Below are 14,960 nucleotides of genomic sequence, written 5' to 3'. Positions count from 1 at the left end.
AAGCGTCACCGCCCGGCCAAGGGACCAGAACACAAACTGCCCGCCCAATAGTGCGGATCACAGCCCCCGCAGGTATTCCATCACTGCCGGGCGCACTGCCTGGTCGCCGCGATGGCGGGCGTCAGAGATGATCTTGCGCAGTTCGCCCAGATCCACCCGCAGCAGCAGCGACTTGACCGGCCCGATAGAGGCCGGGCGCATCGACAGCGTGCGGATCCCCATCGCCGCCAGGCAGACGGCTTCAACAGGGCGGCCCGCATCCTCGCCGCAGAAGCTCAAAGGCGTGCCGGAGATCGCACAGCGCTCCACGATCCGCTCGATGAAGCTCAGAAAGCTCACGTTCAGCGTATCATAGCGCCGCCGCACCCGTTCATTCTCGCGGTCGGCCGCAAAGAAGAACTGCTTGAGATCATTACCGCCGATCGAGATGAAAGCCACCTCGTCAAAGAACTTCTGCGGCGCATAAGCCAGCGACGGCGTCTCCAGCATCGCGCCGATCTCCAGATCGGCAGGCAGCACATGGCCCAGGATGCGCTCCCGTTCGATGGTCTTTTCCACTTCCGCACGGGCGGCACGGTATTCTTCGAACTGGGCGACAAAGGGGAACATGATCGACAGCGGCCGTCCTTCGGCAGAACGCAGCAGCGCCTGCAGCTGCATCCGCATCACGCCCGGCTTGTCCAGCCCCACCCGGATCGCCCGCCAGCCCAGCGCCGGGTTCGGCTCATCGGTCGGCTTCATGTAGGGCAGCACCTTGTCAGAGCCGATATCCAGCGTGCGGAACACCACCGGCTTGCCGTGGGCGGCATCCAGCACCCGTTTGTAAAGGGCCACCAGTTCCGACCGTTTCGGCATCTGGTTGCGGACCAGGAACTGCAGCTCAGTGCGGAACAGACCCACGCCTTCGGCGCCGGAGCCGTCCAGCGACGGCAGATCCGCCATCAGGCCGGCGTTCATCACCATGTTGATGCGCTGGCCATCGGTGGTGACAGCAGGCTTGTCCCGGATTGAGGCATAGCGCTCCTGCGCCTTGGTGTGCATCGCGATCTTGTCGCGGAAGGCACCAACCACTGTGTCCTCCGGGCGCAGATGCACCACGCCCTGGTCGCCGTCCACCATAATGTGGTCACCGTTCAGCGCCTCGGTGGTAACCCGTTTGGCATTGACCACCAGCGGAATCGCCAGCGCCCGCGCAACGATAGCAGCATGGGAGCCGACAGAGCCCTCTTCCAGCACGATCCCGCGCAAGCTGCGGCCGTATTCCAGCAGGTCGCCTGGGCCGATATTGCGGGCAATCAGGATAGGGTTTTCCGGAAGTTCCGCGCCGGTGTCGGCCCCCTGCCCGGTCAGGATCCGCAGCAGCCGGTTCGACAGATCGTCCAGATCGCTCAGCCGCTCGCGCAAGTAGGCATCCTGCACCTGGCTCATCCGGGCACGGGCCTGGGACTGCTCCTTCTCCACCGCCGCCTCGGCGCTCAGGCCGCGGGCGATGTCCTCTTCCATCCGCCGCATCCAGCCCTTGGAGTTGGCAAACATCCTATAGGCTTCCAGGACCTGCAGCTGTTCCTTGTCGCCGTTGCGGGACACCTCCAGCATCTTGTCGACACCGACCCGCAGTTCCTCCACCGCATCATTCAGCCGTTCCAGCTCACGCTGGGGATCATCGGCAATCGGGTTGGTCACGATCACCCGCGGCTCATGCAGCCAGACATGGCCTTCCGCCGCGCCTTCCTGCGCCGACACGCCGTGGATCAGAACCGCCTGCTGGTGCAGCGGCGACAGCGCCGCGCCCTCACCGACAAAGGCGCCCAGTTCGGTCATCTCGGCGATCACCATGGCCACGACTTCCAGCGCATAGACCGCGTCGGCGGAAAACTCGCGCGCATCCTTGGACTGCACCACCAGCACGCCCAGCATCTCGCCCAGCCGCTGCACCGGCACCCCGAGGAAGGAGGAGAACCGCTCCTCCCCGGTTTCCGGCATGTAGCGGAAGCCTTTGGCGTGCGGCGCATCCGGGGTGTTGACCACCTTGCCGAATCTGGCCACCCGGCCAACCAGACCCTCGCCGATCCGCATCCGGGTCTGGTGCACCGATTCGGTGTTCAGGCCCTGCGTCGCACACAGCTCCAGCGTCTCGTCATCACGGAACAAATAGACCGAGCACACCTCGGTCCCCATGCTGTCGGCGATCAGATGGGTGATCTTGTCGAGCCGCGCCTGGCCCGCATCATCCCCCGCCATCGCCTCGCGCAAGCGAACCAGAAGCTTCCTGCTTTCGGATTCCGTCGTATCGGACATTCTTACCCTCTCCCGAGGTTTCTTCCCTCTGCACTGCCGCCCCGGTTGACCGCCAGAAACGGGCACCGCTCAGAGTAGTACGTCAGCGCGTGCTCCTCCACCCACTTGTCCCACCCCGGCGGGAAAAGTCCAAGGGTTTTTGCGCCGTTGCCTGCATTCGCAGCGCTGCGCCAAAGGGCTGGGCAGAATACCGCCCGCGCGGCGGCACACATGGCAAGGGCGCCTGACCGGCGCCCCTGCAAATTCCAATATGCTGTTTCGGGTTCAGCGCTTAGCCGGCTTTCTCCAGCTCGAACGCATCGTGCAGCGCCTGCACCGCCAGTTCCATGTATTTGCGGTCGATCAGCACTGAGATTTTGATCTCAGAGGTGGTGATCACCTTGATGTTGATGCCCTCATCAGACAGCACCTTGAACATCTTGGCGGCCACACCGGACTGCGAGCGCATGCCGATGCCGACCACCGAAACCTTGGCGACATCCTTGTCGGCCAGCAGCTCGGCATAGTTCAGCTCGCCCTGCTCCTTGATCGCCAGCAGCGCCTTTTCGGCGCGCGCCACCTGATCGGTCGGGCAGGAGAAGGTCATGTCGGTACGGCCGTCTTCAGAGACGTCCTGCACGATCATGTCGACGTTCACACCCGCGTCGGAAAGCGTGGTAAAGATCGTCGCCGCGATGCCCGGGCGGTCGGCCACCGACTGCACGGTCAGCTTGGCTTCGTCGCGGGAGTAGGCAACGCCGTTTACAACATTGGATTCCATGATTTCCTCCTCGTCGCAGACCAGGGTTCCGGCCTCGTCGGACTGTTCCTCAAAGCTCGACAGAACGCGCAGCTTCACATTGTAGCGCATCGCCAGTTCAACCGAGCGGGTTTGCAGCACCTTGGCCCCCAGCGAGGCCAGCTCCAGCATTTCCTCAAACGCAATCTTGTCCAGCTTGCGCGCCTTGCCGCAGATCCGCGGGTCGGTGGTATAGACGCCGTCCACATCGGTGTAGATATCGCAGCGCTCCGCCTCAAACGACGCGGCAAACGCCACCGCAGTGGTGTCAGAGCCGCCGCGGCCCAGGGTGGTGATGCGGCCTTCGGGGCTGATGCCCTGGAAACCGGCGACAACCGCCACTTTCATGCCCTCGCCGAATTTGGCGCGGATGTTTTCCGGCGGGATCTCCTCGATCCGGGCCTGGCTGTGCGCCGAATTGGTCTTGAGCGGCACCTGCCAGCCCTGCCAGCTGCGCGCCGGGATATCCATCTCCTGCAGCGTCAGCGCCATCAGCCCCGCGGTCACGTTCTCGCCCGAGGACACAACCGCATCATATTCACGCGCGTCATACAGCGGCGAGGTCTCATCAACCCAGCCCACCAGCTCATTGGTCTTGCCGGACATGGCAGAGACGATGACGATCACGTCATAGCCCTTGGCCACCTCGACGCCGACGCGCTTGGCAGCGCGGCGGATGCGGTCCAGGTTGGCGACAGACGTGCCGCCGAATTTCATCACAAGTACGGGCATAAGGAACTTGTCTCCCTGCGCTTGCGGGTTTCGGTCCCGAGCCTCATAGGCGAGCCGCCCCCCAAGGGCAAGAGCACGCTGGCTTTCGGGGCAAGGAAGCTGCGGCCCTGGCCGGAAATTCAGCGCGGCAAAGCGCCACAAGGCGACGCGCGCGCAACTTCTGCCAAACCAGCCAAACCGCAGGCCGGGCAATCTGCCCGTCACCGTGTCAGGCGCGCCAGAACCGCACCGTCAGGATCGCATAGACCGCCATCAGCTCCAGCCGCCCGATCAGCATCGCCGCGCTCAGGATCCATTTGGCCGGATCGTTGAGGGTCGAAAAGTTGCCTGCAGGCCCGATGGTCGGCCCCAGTCCCGGACCGATATTGGCCACCGCCGTGGCCGCGCCGGAAACTGCAGTCACGAAATCCAGCCCGGTCAGCGCCAGCATCCAGGCGATAATCCCCAGCGTCACCACGAAAAACATGAAAAAGGAGATCACCGAGCTCAGCACGTCGGCGTCCACCGGGCGGCCTTCATAGCGCGTCAGGAAGACGCCATGCGGCGACCGGATGCGCTGAATCTGCACCTTGATGGAGGCAAACAGCAGCTGATAGCGGAAAATCTTGACCGAGCAGGCGGTGGAGCCCGCGCAGCCGCCGATCAGCCCGGCAAAGAAGAAGATCATCACCAGGAAACTGCCCCACTGCATATAATCCGCGCTGGCATAGCCAGTGCCGGACATGATCGAGGTGATGTTGAACAGGGCCGAGCGCAGCGCCTCCTCGCCGCCATGCGGACGCGAGTAGTAAAGAACCCCTGCCGCCACTGCGACCAGCAGCCCCAGCGTCATCATGAAACCGCGGATTTGGCTGTCGCGCAGCAGGGGGGTGCCATGGCCGTTGATCAGCTGCACATAGCGAACAAACGGCAGCGCCGCCAGGATCATAAAGACAGAGGCCGCGTATTCCACCGGCCCGGCAAAGGCGCCAAAGGAGGCATCGTAGTTGGCAAATCCGCCGGTGGCGATCGTGGTCATCGAATGCACCAGCGCATCAAAGGGGGCCATGCCCATCACCATGTAGACCAGCATGCAGGCCGCGGTCAGCGACACGTAAATCAAGGAGATCTGCTTGGCGATCGCCTGCGCCCGCGGCAGGATTTTCCCGAATGTGTCAAAGCTCTCGGATTTGAAGATCTGCATCCCGCCGACCCGCAGTTCCGGCAGGAACACCATCGCCACAACAATGATGCCGATGCCGCCCAGCCATTGCAGGATGCCGCGCCACAACAGCAGCCCGCGCGGCAGGTGATCCAGGCCTGAAATCACTGTCGAACCGGTGGTGGTCAGCCCCGACATCGCCTCGAAAAAGGCATCGACAAACCGCAGCTCGCTCGCCCCCAGCATCAGCGGCAGCGCGCCAAACAACGGCAGCGCCAGCCAGACCGTCGTGGTCAGAAGGAAGGTCTGGCGGATGCTCAGCCCCTCCTTCACCCCGTTGGCACAGCTCAAGGACAGCAGCCCGCCCACCAGGATCGTAAAGATGGCGCCTTCCAGGAACACATGCCATTCGCCCCGGCCGTCATACAGATCGACCAGCAGCGGGAACACCATCATGGCTCCCAGAATGACGACCAGCAGGCCGATGACATACCCAACCGGGCGGAGATCCAACATGCGGCGCAGCGTTGGCCCCCCGCGCAGTGAGTGTCAAGTGCGCGGCGTTATTCGCCGCGGCCGCTGCTGCCCGCAGCGTTGCGCTGCGGCATCTGCGGCGGCGAAGACGGCTTGCGCGGGCGCTTGGATGACGCGGTTTGCGCCTCTTGCTCCTTGGATGCGGCGGCGCCCCCGGCTTCCGGGGGCCTGGCTGCATTCTGCTTGGCCGCAGGCGCCGGCGCGGCCCCGCCAGTGGCCTGCGCGGCCTCACTGCGGCGGGCGGAGACGCTGCGGAACTCCGCAGGCTTCGCCTCCGCCTTCTCCCCGGCAGTTGTTCTGTGCTGGCTTGCCGCCTTGGCCGCGGGTGCAGACTGTGCTGCCTTTGCGGTCTCCTTGGCAGCCTCGGGCTTAGCGGCTGCCGGATTGGCCGCAACAGGTTTGGCAGTGTCCGGTTTGACGGCCGCTGGTTTCGCGGTTTCTGCTTTCGCTGCGGCAGGCTTGGCGGCTTCTGACTTGGATTTCGGAGCTTTGCCTGCCACTGGCTTGGCAGCCTCCGCCTTGGCCTTCACAGATTCAGCCGCCGGGCGCTTTGCCGCGGGCGCTTTACGGGACGCGGCCTTGCGGGCAGGAGTTTTGCGGGCGGCAGTTTTGCGGGCCGCAGGCTTGCGCGGCACCGGGGGCTTGGCCTCGGCCTTGGCGGCAGCCGGCGCTTCTGCCGGGGTTTTGACAGCGGTGTCCGCTTCCGGCGCTGCCTCAGGTCCGGAAGCGGCACCCCCTGCCACCGCCGGAACACCCGCCTGCCACAAGCGCCGCTGCGCTTCCATCATCGAATGCGCCAGCCGCATCTGGTCCAGCGGTGCCTGCATTGCAGCCTCTGCCGCCTGCCGCCACAGCTTCATCTGCAGCCCGGCCGCATAGCCCGCCCATTCATGCGTACTGACCGTCAGACCGGGAATCTTGTGAAAGCTCGTCATTTGTTACTCCTAAAGTCCTGCAACACACTTGCCCCGGCACTGCGCTGCGGCGTCCGGGCAAAGAAAAGCGGGAGCGGGCGCCGGATGTGCTCCGGGCCTGATGCAGCTGTATACGGGCCGTCAATTGCAGACACCTGCGCGCAATCTCCCCTCGCCCCCGGCAGGACGGCCGGGGGGATTCGACTTGACGCTACCATGAACTTCTGCGCTGCGGCGTAAAAAATGCGGCAATGCAGAAATTGCCGCGTTCCGAGCCATTGACCCAGCGGAAACCTGCCTGAAATTCAGGCGGGCTCCAGTTTTTACCCCTGGTGAATCAGGGTCGAGAACAATTTCGGGTCCAGGCTCATCGCCTTGAACAGCGGCCCCTGGGTCAGCACGCTGACGGCATCGTGGCTGTGCAGGCTTTCCTGGTGGCTGGCCACCACCCGGAAGTCGCCGATCCTGGAATCCCCCTGCAGCGCCTCACAGAACAACCGCGCCGCATCCTCGACAAAGATCGGGTTGGCGGCATTGAGCTCGGCAAAGGCCTGTTCGTCCTCGCGCTTGACCATCACCTGGGTCTCGGTCGGCACCGCCGTGCGGCACAGTTCGATCAGGTCCTCGAACCACAGGCAACCGCTGCCGGGCACCGACTGTACCGAAATCCGCGCGACAGAGCGCTGCGAATGCGGCGTCGCCAGCTGGCCGCGCGCCTGACGGGCGTGCTCCGACAGCTCCAGCGAGCACGGGCAGGTCGAGGAATAGACATAGTCCAGATGCATGATCTTCTCACGCACCCCGTCATGGTCCACCAATTCCAGCGCAAAGTCATAATACTGATAGCCGCTGAGGCCTGAACGCAGGCTTTGCACCCGCGCCGGGAAGGAAAACCGCATCTGGATGCGCGCATCCGGGCTGTCCAGATCGCTCAGGTAATCATCCAGAGCCGATGCCATCACCTCAAAGCTGAAGGTGCGCTCTGCGTGCTTGTAAAAGGTGCGCATGATCCGGGACATGTTGATGCCCTTCTTGCCCGCATCCAAGCTGACGGTGCCGGTCACGCTGGTCTCCAGCGTCAGATCGCCGTCATCGCGGGTGTGAAACCGGATCGGCAGCCGGAAGTTAGAGATCCCCACATGCTGGATCTGCTCCTTGGCGCCGCGGATCAGGCTGGTCGGCCCGTTCTGCAGGTCAGGCAGGGTGGCGCGGTAGGCCTCGTCCGACTTGAAATCCTTGGGGTACTGCCGCGACAGCTCAGGGTAGTTGCCAACCGCACGGCCCGGCAGCAGCCGCGCCACCGCCGGATCCAGCTCGGCAATCTCGGTCTCGGTCACGGTGCCGGCCCAGGCCCGCAGCACATCCAGCGCGGCGGCAGCCGCCTCGCGGTCCGGCGCCTCGGCAGCGTCGCGGTTGTGAATGTTCATCGGCGTTTCCCCCAAGTCATGCGGCCCATATAGGGTGCGGCAGGCCACCCTCATATACTGTTACGCGGCAATTTTCAAAACGGATCCGCCATTTGCGGCAGAACCGGCGCCTTAACGGACCCCAAGCACCGCTGCAAGCGCCCGCAAGCGGCGCGAGCGCGACTTATAATGGGGGGTGACCAGCACATAAGGCCGCAGCATCTCCAGCGCCGGGCCGTCCAGCCGGTGCAGCCTGCCCGTCCGGATTTCGCCGCCAACCACCTGCTCCGGCAGCAGCGCAATGCCCAGCCCCGCCTGCACCAGCGACACCACCGAGGGCACCGACTGCCCGATGGCCGCGGCCTGGCTGGCGCGCTCTATACCATGCTGCGTGAAATACTGCCGCCAGCCGGGTACAGAGGCGATGGTTTCCCCCCAGACGACCTCCACCAGCGGTGCAGTCCGCACATCCAGCTGGGGATCAGCTCCAACCGGCACCAAGCGGTCGCTGAACAGCTCCACTGTGCGGTGTTCGGGATGCTCGCCGCCATAGGTCAACCGTGCATCAATGCCCTCCGCCTCCAAATCGATCCTGTCATCCTCGATCCGCAGCCGCAGCGGCACATCGGGCCGCAGCTCCGCAAAGGCCTTCAGCCGCTCCGGCAGCCACAGCTGCGCCAGCGCCGGCGTGGCAGAGATCACCAGCGGACGCCGGGCGCTGCCTTCGGTCAGGGCCTCGGTGAAACTGGCGATCTCCGCCAGCGACATCGCCGCCTTCTGGTAATAGTCCCGCCCCGCATCGGTCAGCCGAACCCGGTTGGCCCGGCGGGTGAACAGCTTCAGCCCCAGCCAGTCCTCCAGGTTCTTCACCTGCATCGACACCGCCGCGGAACTGACCCCCAGCTCCGCCCCCGCAGCCGAAAAGCTCCCGGTCCGGGCAGCGCATTCAAAGGCACGCAGGGCATTGAGCGGCGGCAGTTTCATGGGCTGACAGTGCAAGAATATCTTATGCTCGCCAAGATATTTTATAGTGGTCAGATCCCCGCCCGTCGCGCAGGCTTGGGAAAAGCCCGAAAGCCCCCAAGGAACACCCCATGCGCGACATTCTTGATCTCGACCGTTACCCGCTCGACCGCCCCGGCACCCCGGACTGGCAGGCGCTGGTGGACCGCTGCCGCGCCGAACTGGCCGCCGACGGCATGTTCAGCCTGGAGGGGCTGATGAAGCCGGAGGTGGCCCAAGGCACCGCCGATGCTCTGAAGCACAAGTTTGAGACCGAAAGCTTCCACCACAAGCGCTGGCACAACATCTATTTCAAGGACAGTGTCGAGGGGCTGGCGCCGGACCACCCGGCGCTGCAGAAGGTCGAGACCTCGAACTTCACCCTCTGCGCTGACCAGTTCCCCGGCTCACCGGTTCTGCGCCTTTATGACTGGCCGCCCTTTGCCCGGTTCCTGGCCGCCACCATGGACAAGCCGGCGCTTTACACCATGGACGACCCGCTGGCGCGGCTGAACATCATGTCCTACGGCGCCGAACAGGCGCTGAACTGGCATTTCGACCGCTCCGAATTCACCACCACCATGCTGCTGCAGGCCCCTGATGAGGGCGGCGAGTTCATCTACAGCCCGGAACTGCGCAGCGATGACGACCCGAATTACAAAGGTGTGGAACGGCTGCTGCGGGGCGAAGACCCGAACATGCGCTCAATCACCCTGGCGCCGGGCACGCTCAATATCTTCCGCGGCAAAAACTCGCCGCACAGGGTCGGCACGGTGAAAGGGGGCAAGACGCGGGTGATCGCCGTCTTCACCTTCTACGAACGCCCCGGCGTCCGGTTCACCGATGCGGAGAATATCGGCTTTTATGGCCGAGCCTCCTGACCGGGCATCTGCCTAAAAAAAGAGAGGGGGCTGTCTGCCCCCTCTTGAGCCTGCGGCTCAATTCACCCCCGAGAGTATTTCGGGAAAGATGAAACCCTGCCCGGCCTCAAGCCTGCGAAGCCTCCAGCGCGGCCTTCAGATCGGCGATCAGATCATCGGCATCTTCCAGCCCGACCGAGAAGCGCACCAGGCCCGGGGTGATGCCCAGCTCGTCCTTCAGCTCGTCGGTCAGCCGCTGGTGGGTCGTGGTCGCCGGATGGGTGGCGATGGATTTTGCGTCGCCCAGGTTGTTGGAGATCACCGGGATGGTCATCGCATTCAGGAACTTGAACGCAGCCGCCTTGCCGCCCTTCAGGTCCAGCGACAGCACGGTGCCGCCCTTGCCGCCGAGCTGGGTTTGCACCAGCGCGTTCTGCGCGTGGCCCTTCAGGCCCGGGTAAATGGTGCGCTCCAGCGCCGGGTGGCCGTCCAAAGCTTCGGCAATTTTCAGCGCGGTCTCAGCCTGCGCATTCACCCGCAGCGACAACGTCTCCAGCCCCTTCAGCATAACCCAGGCATTGAACGGGCTGAGAGATCCGCCGGTATGCTTCATATAGGGTTCCAGCGTGCCGCGGATGTAGTCCTTGGTGCCCAGCACCACCCCGCCCAGCGCCCGGCCCTGACCGTCGATATGCTTGGTCGCAGAATAGATCACCACATCGGCGCCCTGTTCGATGGCGTTGGAGAACACCGGGGTCGAGAACACGTTATCCACCACCACCGTGGCGCCAACCGAATGGGCGGCTTCGGCAACCGCCTTGATATCGATAACCTCCAGCGTCGGGTTGGACATGCTCTCGAAAAACACTGCCTTGGTGTCGGGGCGCAGCGCAGCCTTCCAGGCCTCCAGATCGGTGCCGTCAATGAACGTCACCTCAACCCCGAAGCGGCCCAGCACATCCGCCAGGATATAGTTGCAGGAGCCGAACAGCGCCTTGGCCGAGACGATGTGGTCCCCCGCCTTCACCAGCGAGGTCAGCGCGCCGTTCACTGCCGCCATGCCGGAGGCGGTGGCAAAGGCGTCCTCGGCTCCTTCCAGCGCCGCGATGCGCTTTTCGAACATATCGACGGTGGGGTTGCCGTAGCGGGCATAGATGAACTCATCCGGACCGGTCTCGATGAACCGCGCTTCGGCCTGCTCGGCGCTGTCGTATACGAACCCTTGCGTCAGGAAGATCGCCTCGCTCACCTCGTTGTACTGGCTGCGGCGGGTACCGCCATGCACCAGCGTGGTGCGCTTGTTCCAGTTGTCGCTCATCTCTTCTGTCTCCTCGCGCCCATAGCGCACAAAAAACCCCCATTCGGCCAAGCGAAAGGGGGTCCTTCACGTCCTGACCTCTTTAGCGGGATTGTTTAACGTGGCCCGCAATCCGGTAACAAATCGCCACGATATGATGCAGCGGCTTTACGCATCTTGCGGGATTCGGTCAAGCGGCAGCATGCCCGGCAGCCACAGGCCGGGGTCACAGGCCGGGGTCACGGGGATGTGAGCACCGCCCCGCCCGGCCCCGCACCCCGTGCTTCCATGGCCAGGCGCTGCAGGCAGATCTGCGGCAGGACGATCCAGATAGTAAAGCGCAGCGCACCGCAGGTGCGCTGCTCGGCCCAAGGCTAGGAGCTTTATCTTTGATGAAGTGCCAAGGCGCGGGAGCGCGCGCCTGCTTGCGGGGGGCTACTCTGCGGGGCCGGCCTCTTCCTCGATCCCGTGTTTCTGGAACAGCTGCCCCTGAAACATGAAGAAGGCAAACATCGCCACCGGCAGGCCGAAGGTCTTGAAATAGACCCAGGTCTCGGTGGCCTGGGTGCGCCAGATCAGCTCATTCGCCACCGCCAGGCCAAAGAAGAAGGCGCACAACCGCCGGGTCAGGATCATCCAGCCCTCCTGCTTCAAGGGCATCAGCTCCTCCATCACCACCTTGAGCCAGCTTTGGCCGCGCATCAGGCCGATGCCCAGCAAGCCGCCGAACATCACATACAGCATCGTCGGCTTCATCTTGATGAAGCGGTCATCGTTGAACCACACCGACATGCCGCCGAACAGCACCACCAAGACCAGCGTCGCAAACTGCATCCGCGACAGATGGCCGGTCAGCTTCCACAAGGCGAGCGTTGACGCCACCATCAGCGGGATGAACGCGGCGGTGATGACGATGAAGCCCTTGTATTCGCTGCCGCCGATCAGAAATACCTCATCCTTCAGCTTCAAGTAGCCAATGAAGAACAGGACGACGGGGCCCAGCTCCAGCGCCATCTTCAGGGTCGGGTTGATCTTCTTTGCGGCCATGGGGCCTCCTGTCAGTTCTGCATGCGGGCGTTAGCCGCCCGCTTCCACTATCACGGCGCCCAGGGCGATCAAAGCCATCAAGGCGATCCGCCGCGGCCCCACGGTTTCCTTCAGCACCAGCCAGCCGATGAGGGCGGCAAACACGGTGGAGGTCTCGCGCAGCACCGCCGCCTCCCCCACCTTGTCCAGCCTGGTGGCCAGCATGATCCCGCCAAAGGACGCAAAGGCCACCAGCCCGCCGAAGAATCCCTTGACCATCAGCGGCCCGGGGGCCGGCGGTGCGGACATGTTCCGCCAGCGCGTGAAGGCAATCACCGGAAACACCAGCCCGTCGATCATGAAAAACCACGCGAGGAAGGTGAAGGGATCCGCCGTCGCCCGGATGCCATAGGCGTCATATGTGGTGTAGGCTGCCACAAACAACCCGGTCACCACCGCCAGCCCCAGCGCAATCCCCAGCGTGTCCCGGTTCACCGTCAGGTAGCGGTAATTGTATCCCGCGAGACCAAAGATCCCCGCCAAGAGCACCGCCACCCCCAGCCATTGCACCGGGGTGAACACCTCGCCGAACAGGAAGAAGGAGCCGATCACCGTGAACAGCGGCCCGGTGCCGCGCACCACCGGGTAGACCACCGTATAGCTGCCCTTGGTATAGGCCAGCGCCTGAAACAGCTTGTAGAAAACGTGGATCACCCAGGCGATACCGAAGATCAGCCACATATGCGGCTCCGGCCAGGGCACCACGAACAGCGCAAACGGCGCCGCCATCACGCAGTAGGAAAAATCAATCGCCCCGCGCGACAGCCAGGGATCGTGCCGCCCCTTTTGCAGCGCACCGAACACCGCATGCAGAAAGGCCGCCCAGATGGCCAGAAACAGCGCTGCCTGATGCCCCGCTTCAGTGCCTTCCAGGGAGATCAGCCAATCGCTCAAATCAAATGCCTTTGCGCGGGAGGAGAGCTCCGGGGGCTGCCTGCCCCCGGACCCCCGGGGATATTTCTAGCCAGAAGAAAAGCGGATCAGGTCTTTTCCAGGCCGGTCAGGGCCGCGGCAAATTCTTCCGGGTCGAAGGGGGCAAGGTCATCAATCTGCTCACCCACACCAATGGCGTGGATCGGCAGGCCGAATTTGTCGGCCAGTGCCACCAGCACGCCGCCCTTAGCGGTGCCGTCCAGCTTGGTCATCACCAGACCGGAGACATCCGCCAGTTTCTGGAACGTGCCCACCTGGCTCAGCGCGTTCTGGCCGGTGGTCGCATCCAGCACCAGCAGGGTGTTATGCGGTGCTGTTTCATCTTTCTTGCGGATCACGCGGACGATTTTCGACAGCTCTTCCATCAGGTCGGCGCGGTTCTGCAGGCGGCCCGCGGTGTCGATCATCAACAGGTCCGCGCCGTCTTCCTGCGCGCGTGTCATCGCATCAAACGCCAGCGAGGCCGGGTCGGAACCTTCCGGTGCGGTCAGCACAGGCACACCGGCCCGGTCGCCCCAGACCTGCAGCTGTTCGACAGCGGCGGCGCGGAAAGTGTCGCCCGCGGCAATCACCACCTTTTTTCCTGCGCCCTTGAACTGGCTGGCGAGCTTGCCGATGGTGGTCGTCTTGCCGGAGCCGTTGACCCCCACCACCAGCACCACCTGCGGGCGCTTTGCATAGATCGGCAGCGGTTTGGCCACCGGCTCCATAATGCGCGCAACTTCCTGCGCCAGCAGTTCCTTGATCTCGCGGCTGGAGACCTTCTTGCCCATCCGCCCCTCAGCCAGGTTGGCGGTCACCCGCAGCGCAGTGTCCACCCCCATGTCAGCGGCGATCAGCAGCTCTTCCAGCTGCTCCAGCATATCGTCATCCAGCGCCCGGCGCGGCTCGGCGGCGGCGGTGCGGCCCATCAGGCGGCCCAGCAGGCCCGGGGATTTCTTCTCCGGCTCCGGTGCGGGCTGCGGTGCCGGTGCAGGCTCGGGCGCCGCCACCGGCTGCGGTTCAGGCACAGGCTCGGGTTCGGGAACAGGCTCCGGCTGCGGAACCGGCACGGGCGCGGGCTGCTCTGGTGTCACTGCCGGGGACTCTGCCAGGGCCTGAACCGCCTCATCCGCAGCGCTCTCCGCGCCCTCCTCGACAATCGCATCGAGCCCCTGCTCGAGCTTGGAGGAGGATTTGAACAGCCGCTCCTTGAGCTTTGAGAAAAACGCCATCTTGGTCTCCGCAAAAGGGTCTGCACCCCACCTAATGCGGATTGGGCCGGAGTGCAAAGCGCAAGGCGCCGCTGAAATCAGGAAAATGCTGCCAGAAAGCCCGCTTGCGCCCCCCAGTACAGCGGCCAGACCGCATAAGGCGTGATCCGGCGCAGCGCGTGGTCCTCCGGCAGAACGAAAGTTTCCGCCGCCAGCACCATATCCGACAGCATGAAGGCGCAGGCAGCGGCAAAGACCCAATTGCCGAACGGCAGCGTCAGCGCCGCCGCCCCCATGCCAAGGATGATCGGGATATAGGCCAGCACAGGCCCCTTCAGCGCCCCGGCCCGCGGCGCCAGAATGCACGCCATCACCAAACCCAGCAACAGCAGGCTCGCTGCGATGGCCGCGCCAGGCATCTGCAGAAGCCGCAGCGGATCGCTGGCATCCCGCGTCAGGAACAGCACCGCATAGGCCAGATGCCCGGCAGCAAAGGCGCCAACGCCCGCCATGAACGCGCCATCGCCATCGCGCGACAGGAACAGATCGCCCAGCGCACACAGGCCCAGCGCAGCGGCCAGCAGCCAGGGCGCGCCCATCAGCAACGCCGCCAGCGCCAGCAGGGCAACCGAGGCGGTTTTTAACAGGCTGCGCAGCAGATCCGGCGGCTTTGCCGCCATCACAAGATAGAATACCGCACAGGTCCCAGCCCCCGCCCAAAGTGCCAGTTCTACCGTCATCACCTGCCTCCCCTTTGATTTTCCTGCACTTTGTCCCCACAGGCCG

The 14,960-nt window shown here is 64.2% G+C and carries 12 protein-coding genes and 1 riboswitch; of the genes, 1 reads left to right on the top strand and 11 read right to left on the bottom strand.

What is annotated here, in order from left to right; all coding sequences use genetic code 11:
* Positions 1-57: 57 nt before the first annotated feature.
* From ptsP to AC5STB_RS13965, 6 genes are all read right to left on the bottom strand, one after another.
* A complete protein-coding gene (gene ptsP / locus AC5STB_RS13990; RefSeq protein WP_495443421.1) occupies positions 58-2,298 on the bottom strand; it encodes a phosphoenolpyruvate--protein phosphotransferase in 2,241 nt (746 codons plus the stop codon).
* 271 nt (positions 2,299-2,569) lie between these two features.
* Positions 2,570-3,808: an aspartate kinase gene (locus AC5STB_RS13985; RefSeq protein WP_495443420.1), complete on the bottom strand. Its 1,239-nt coding sequence runs from the start codon at positions 3,806-3,808 to the stop codon at positions 2,570-2,572.
* 208 nt (positions 3,809-4,016) lie between these two features.
* Entirely contained in the window at positions 4,017-5,465 is a 1,449-nt protein-coding gene (locus AC5STB_RS13980; protein WP_495443419.1) for a TrkH family potassium uptake protein, read from the bottom strand.
* A gap of 47 nt (positions 5,466-5,512) precedes the next feature.
* The gene (locus AC5STB_RS13975) at positions 5,513-6,418 is read right to left on the bottom strand and encodes a hypothetical protein (protein ID WP_495443418.1); all 906 of its coding nucleotides are present in this window, start codon (positions 6,416-6,418) and stop codon (positions 5,513-5,515) included.
* Between the two features lie 302 nt (positions 6,419-6,720).
* A complete protein-coding gene (folE2, locus tag AC5STB_RS13970) occupies positions 6,721-7,824 on the bottom strand; it encodes a GTP cyclohydrolase FolE2 (protein ID WP_495443417.1) in 1,104 nt (367 codons plus the stop codon).
* A gap of 111 nt (positions 7,825-7,935) precedes the next feature.
* A complete protein-coding gene (locus AC5STB_RS13965; protein WP_495443416.1) occupies positions 7,936-8,787 on the bottom strand; it encodes a LysR substrate-binding domain-containing protein in 852 nt (283 codons plus the stop codon).
* A gap of 110 nt (positions 8,788-8,897) precedes the next feature.
* Between AC5STB_RS13965 and AC5STB_RS13960 the strand changes: the two genes are divergently transcribed.
* Complete coding sequence (locus AC5STB_RS13960) at positions 8,898-9,686, top strand: HalD/BesD family halogenase (RefSeq protein ID WP_495443415.1); 789 nt, start codon at positions 8,898-8,900, stop codon at positions 9,684-9,686.
* 106 nt (positions 9,687-9,792) lie between these two features.
* Here AC5STB_RS13960 and metZ read toward each other — a convergent pair whose 3' ends face one another.
* The 5 genes from metZ to AC5STB_RS13935 form a co-directional block, all read right to left on the bottom strand.
* Entirely contained in the window at positions 9,793-10,983 is a 1,191-nt protein-coding gene (metZ, locus tag AC5STB_RS13955) for an O-succinylhomoserine sulfhydrylase (RefSeq protein WP_495443414.1), read from the bottom strand.
* A gap of 61 nt (positions 10,984-11,044) precedes the next feature.
* Positions 11,045-11,123, bottom strand: a riboswitch (SAM riboswitch).
* A 274-nt stretch (positions 11,124-11,397) separates the two neighbouring features.
* A complete protein-coding gene (locus AC5STB_RS13950) occupies positions 11,398-12,009 on the bottom strand; it encodes an inner membrane-spanning protein YciB (RefSeq protein WP_495443413.1) in 612 nt (203 codons plus the stop codon).
* Between the two features lie 30 nt (positions 12,010-12,039).
* Positions 12,040-12,942: an EamA family transporter gene (locus AC5STB_RS13945; protein ID WP_495443412.1), complete on the bottom strand. Its 903-nt coding sequence runs from the start codon at positions 12,940-12,942 to the stop codon at positions 12,040-12,042.
* A gap of 86 nt (positions 12,943-13,028) precedes the next feature.
* Positions 13,029-14,195, bottom strand: a complete 1,167-nt coding sequence (ftsY, locus tag AC5STB_RS13940; RefSeq protein ID WP_495443411.1) for a signal recognition particle-docking protein FtsY — start codon at positions 14,193-14,195, stop codon at positions 13,029-13,031.
* 77 nt (positions 14,196-14,272) lie between these two features.
* On the bottom strand, positions 14,273-14,914 hold the full coding sequence (locus AC5STB_RS13935; protein WP_495443410.1) for a lysoplasmalogenase: 642 nt from the start codon (positions 14,912-14,914) through the stop codon (positions 14,273-14,275).
* Positions 14,915-14,960 lie beyond the last annotated feature (46 nt).

Source organism: Leisingera sp. CC-HEC093 (genome assembly GCF_059429195.1).
Note: the sequence above shows the minus strand (reverse complement) of the source record. Positions and strands in the feature narration are given on the sequence as shown.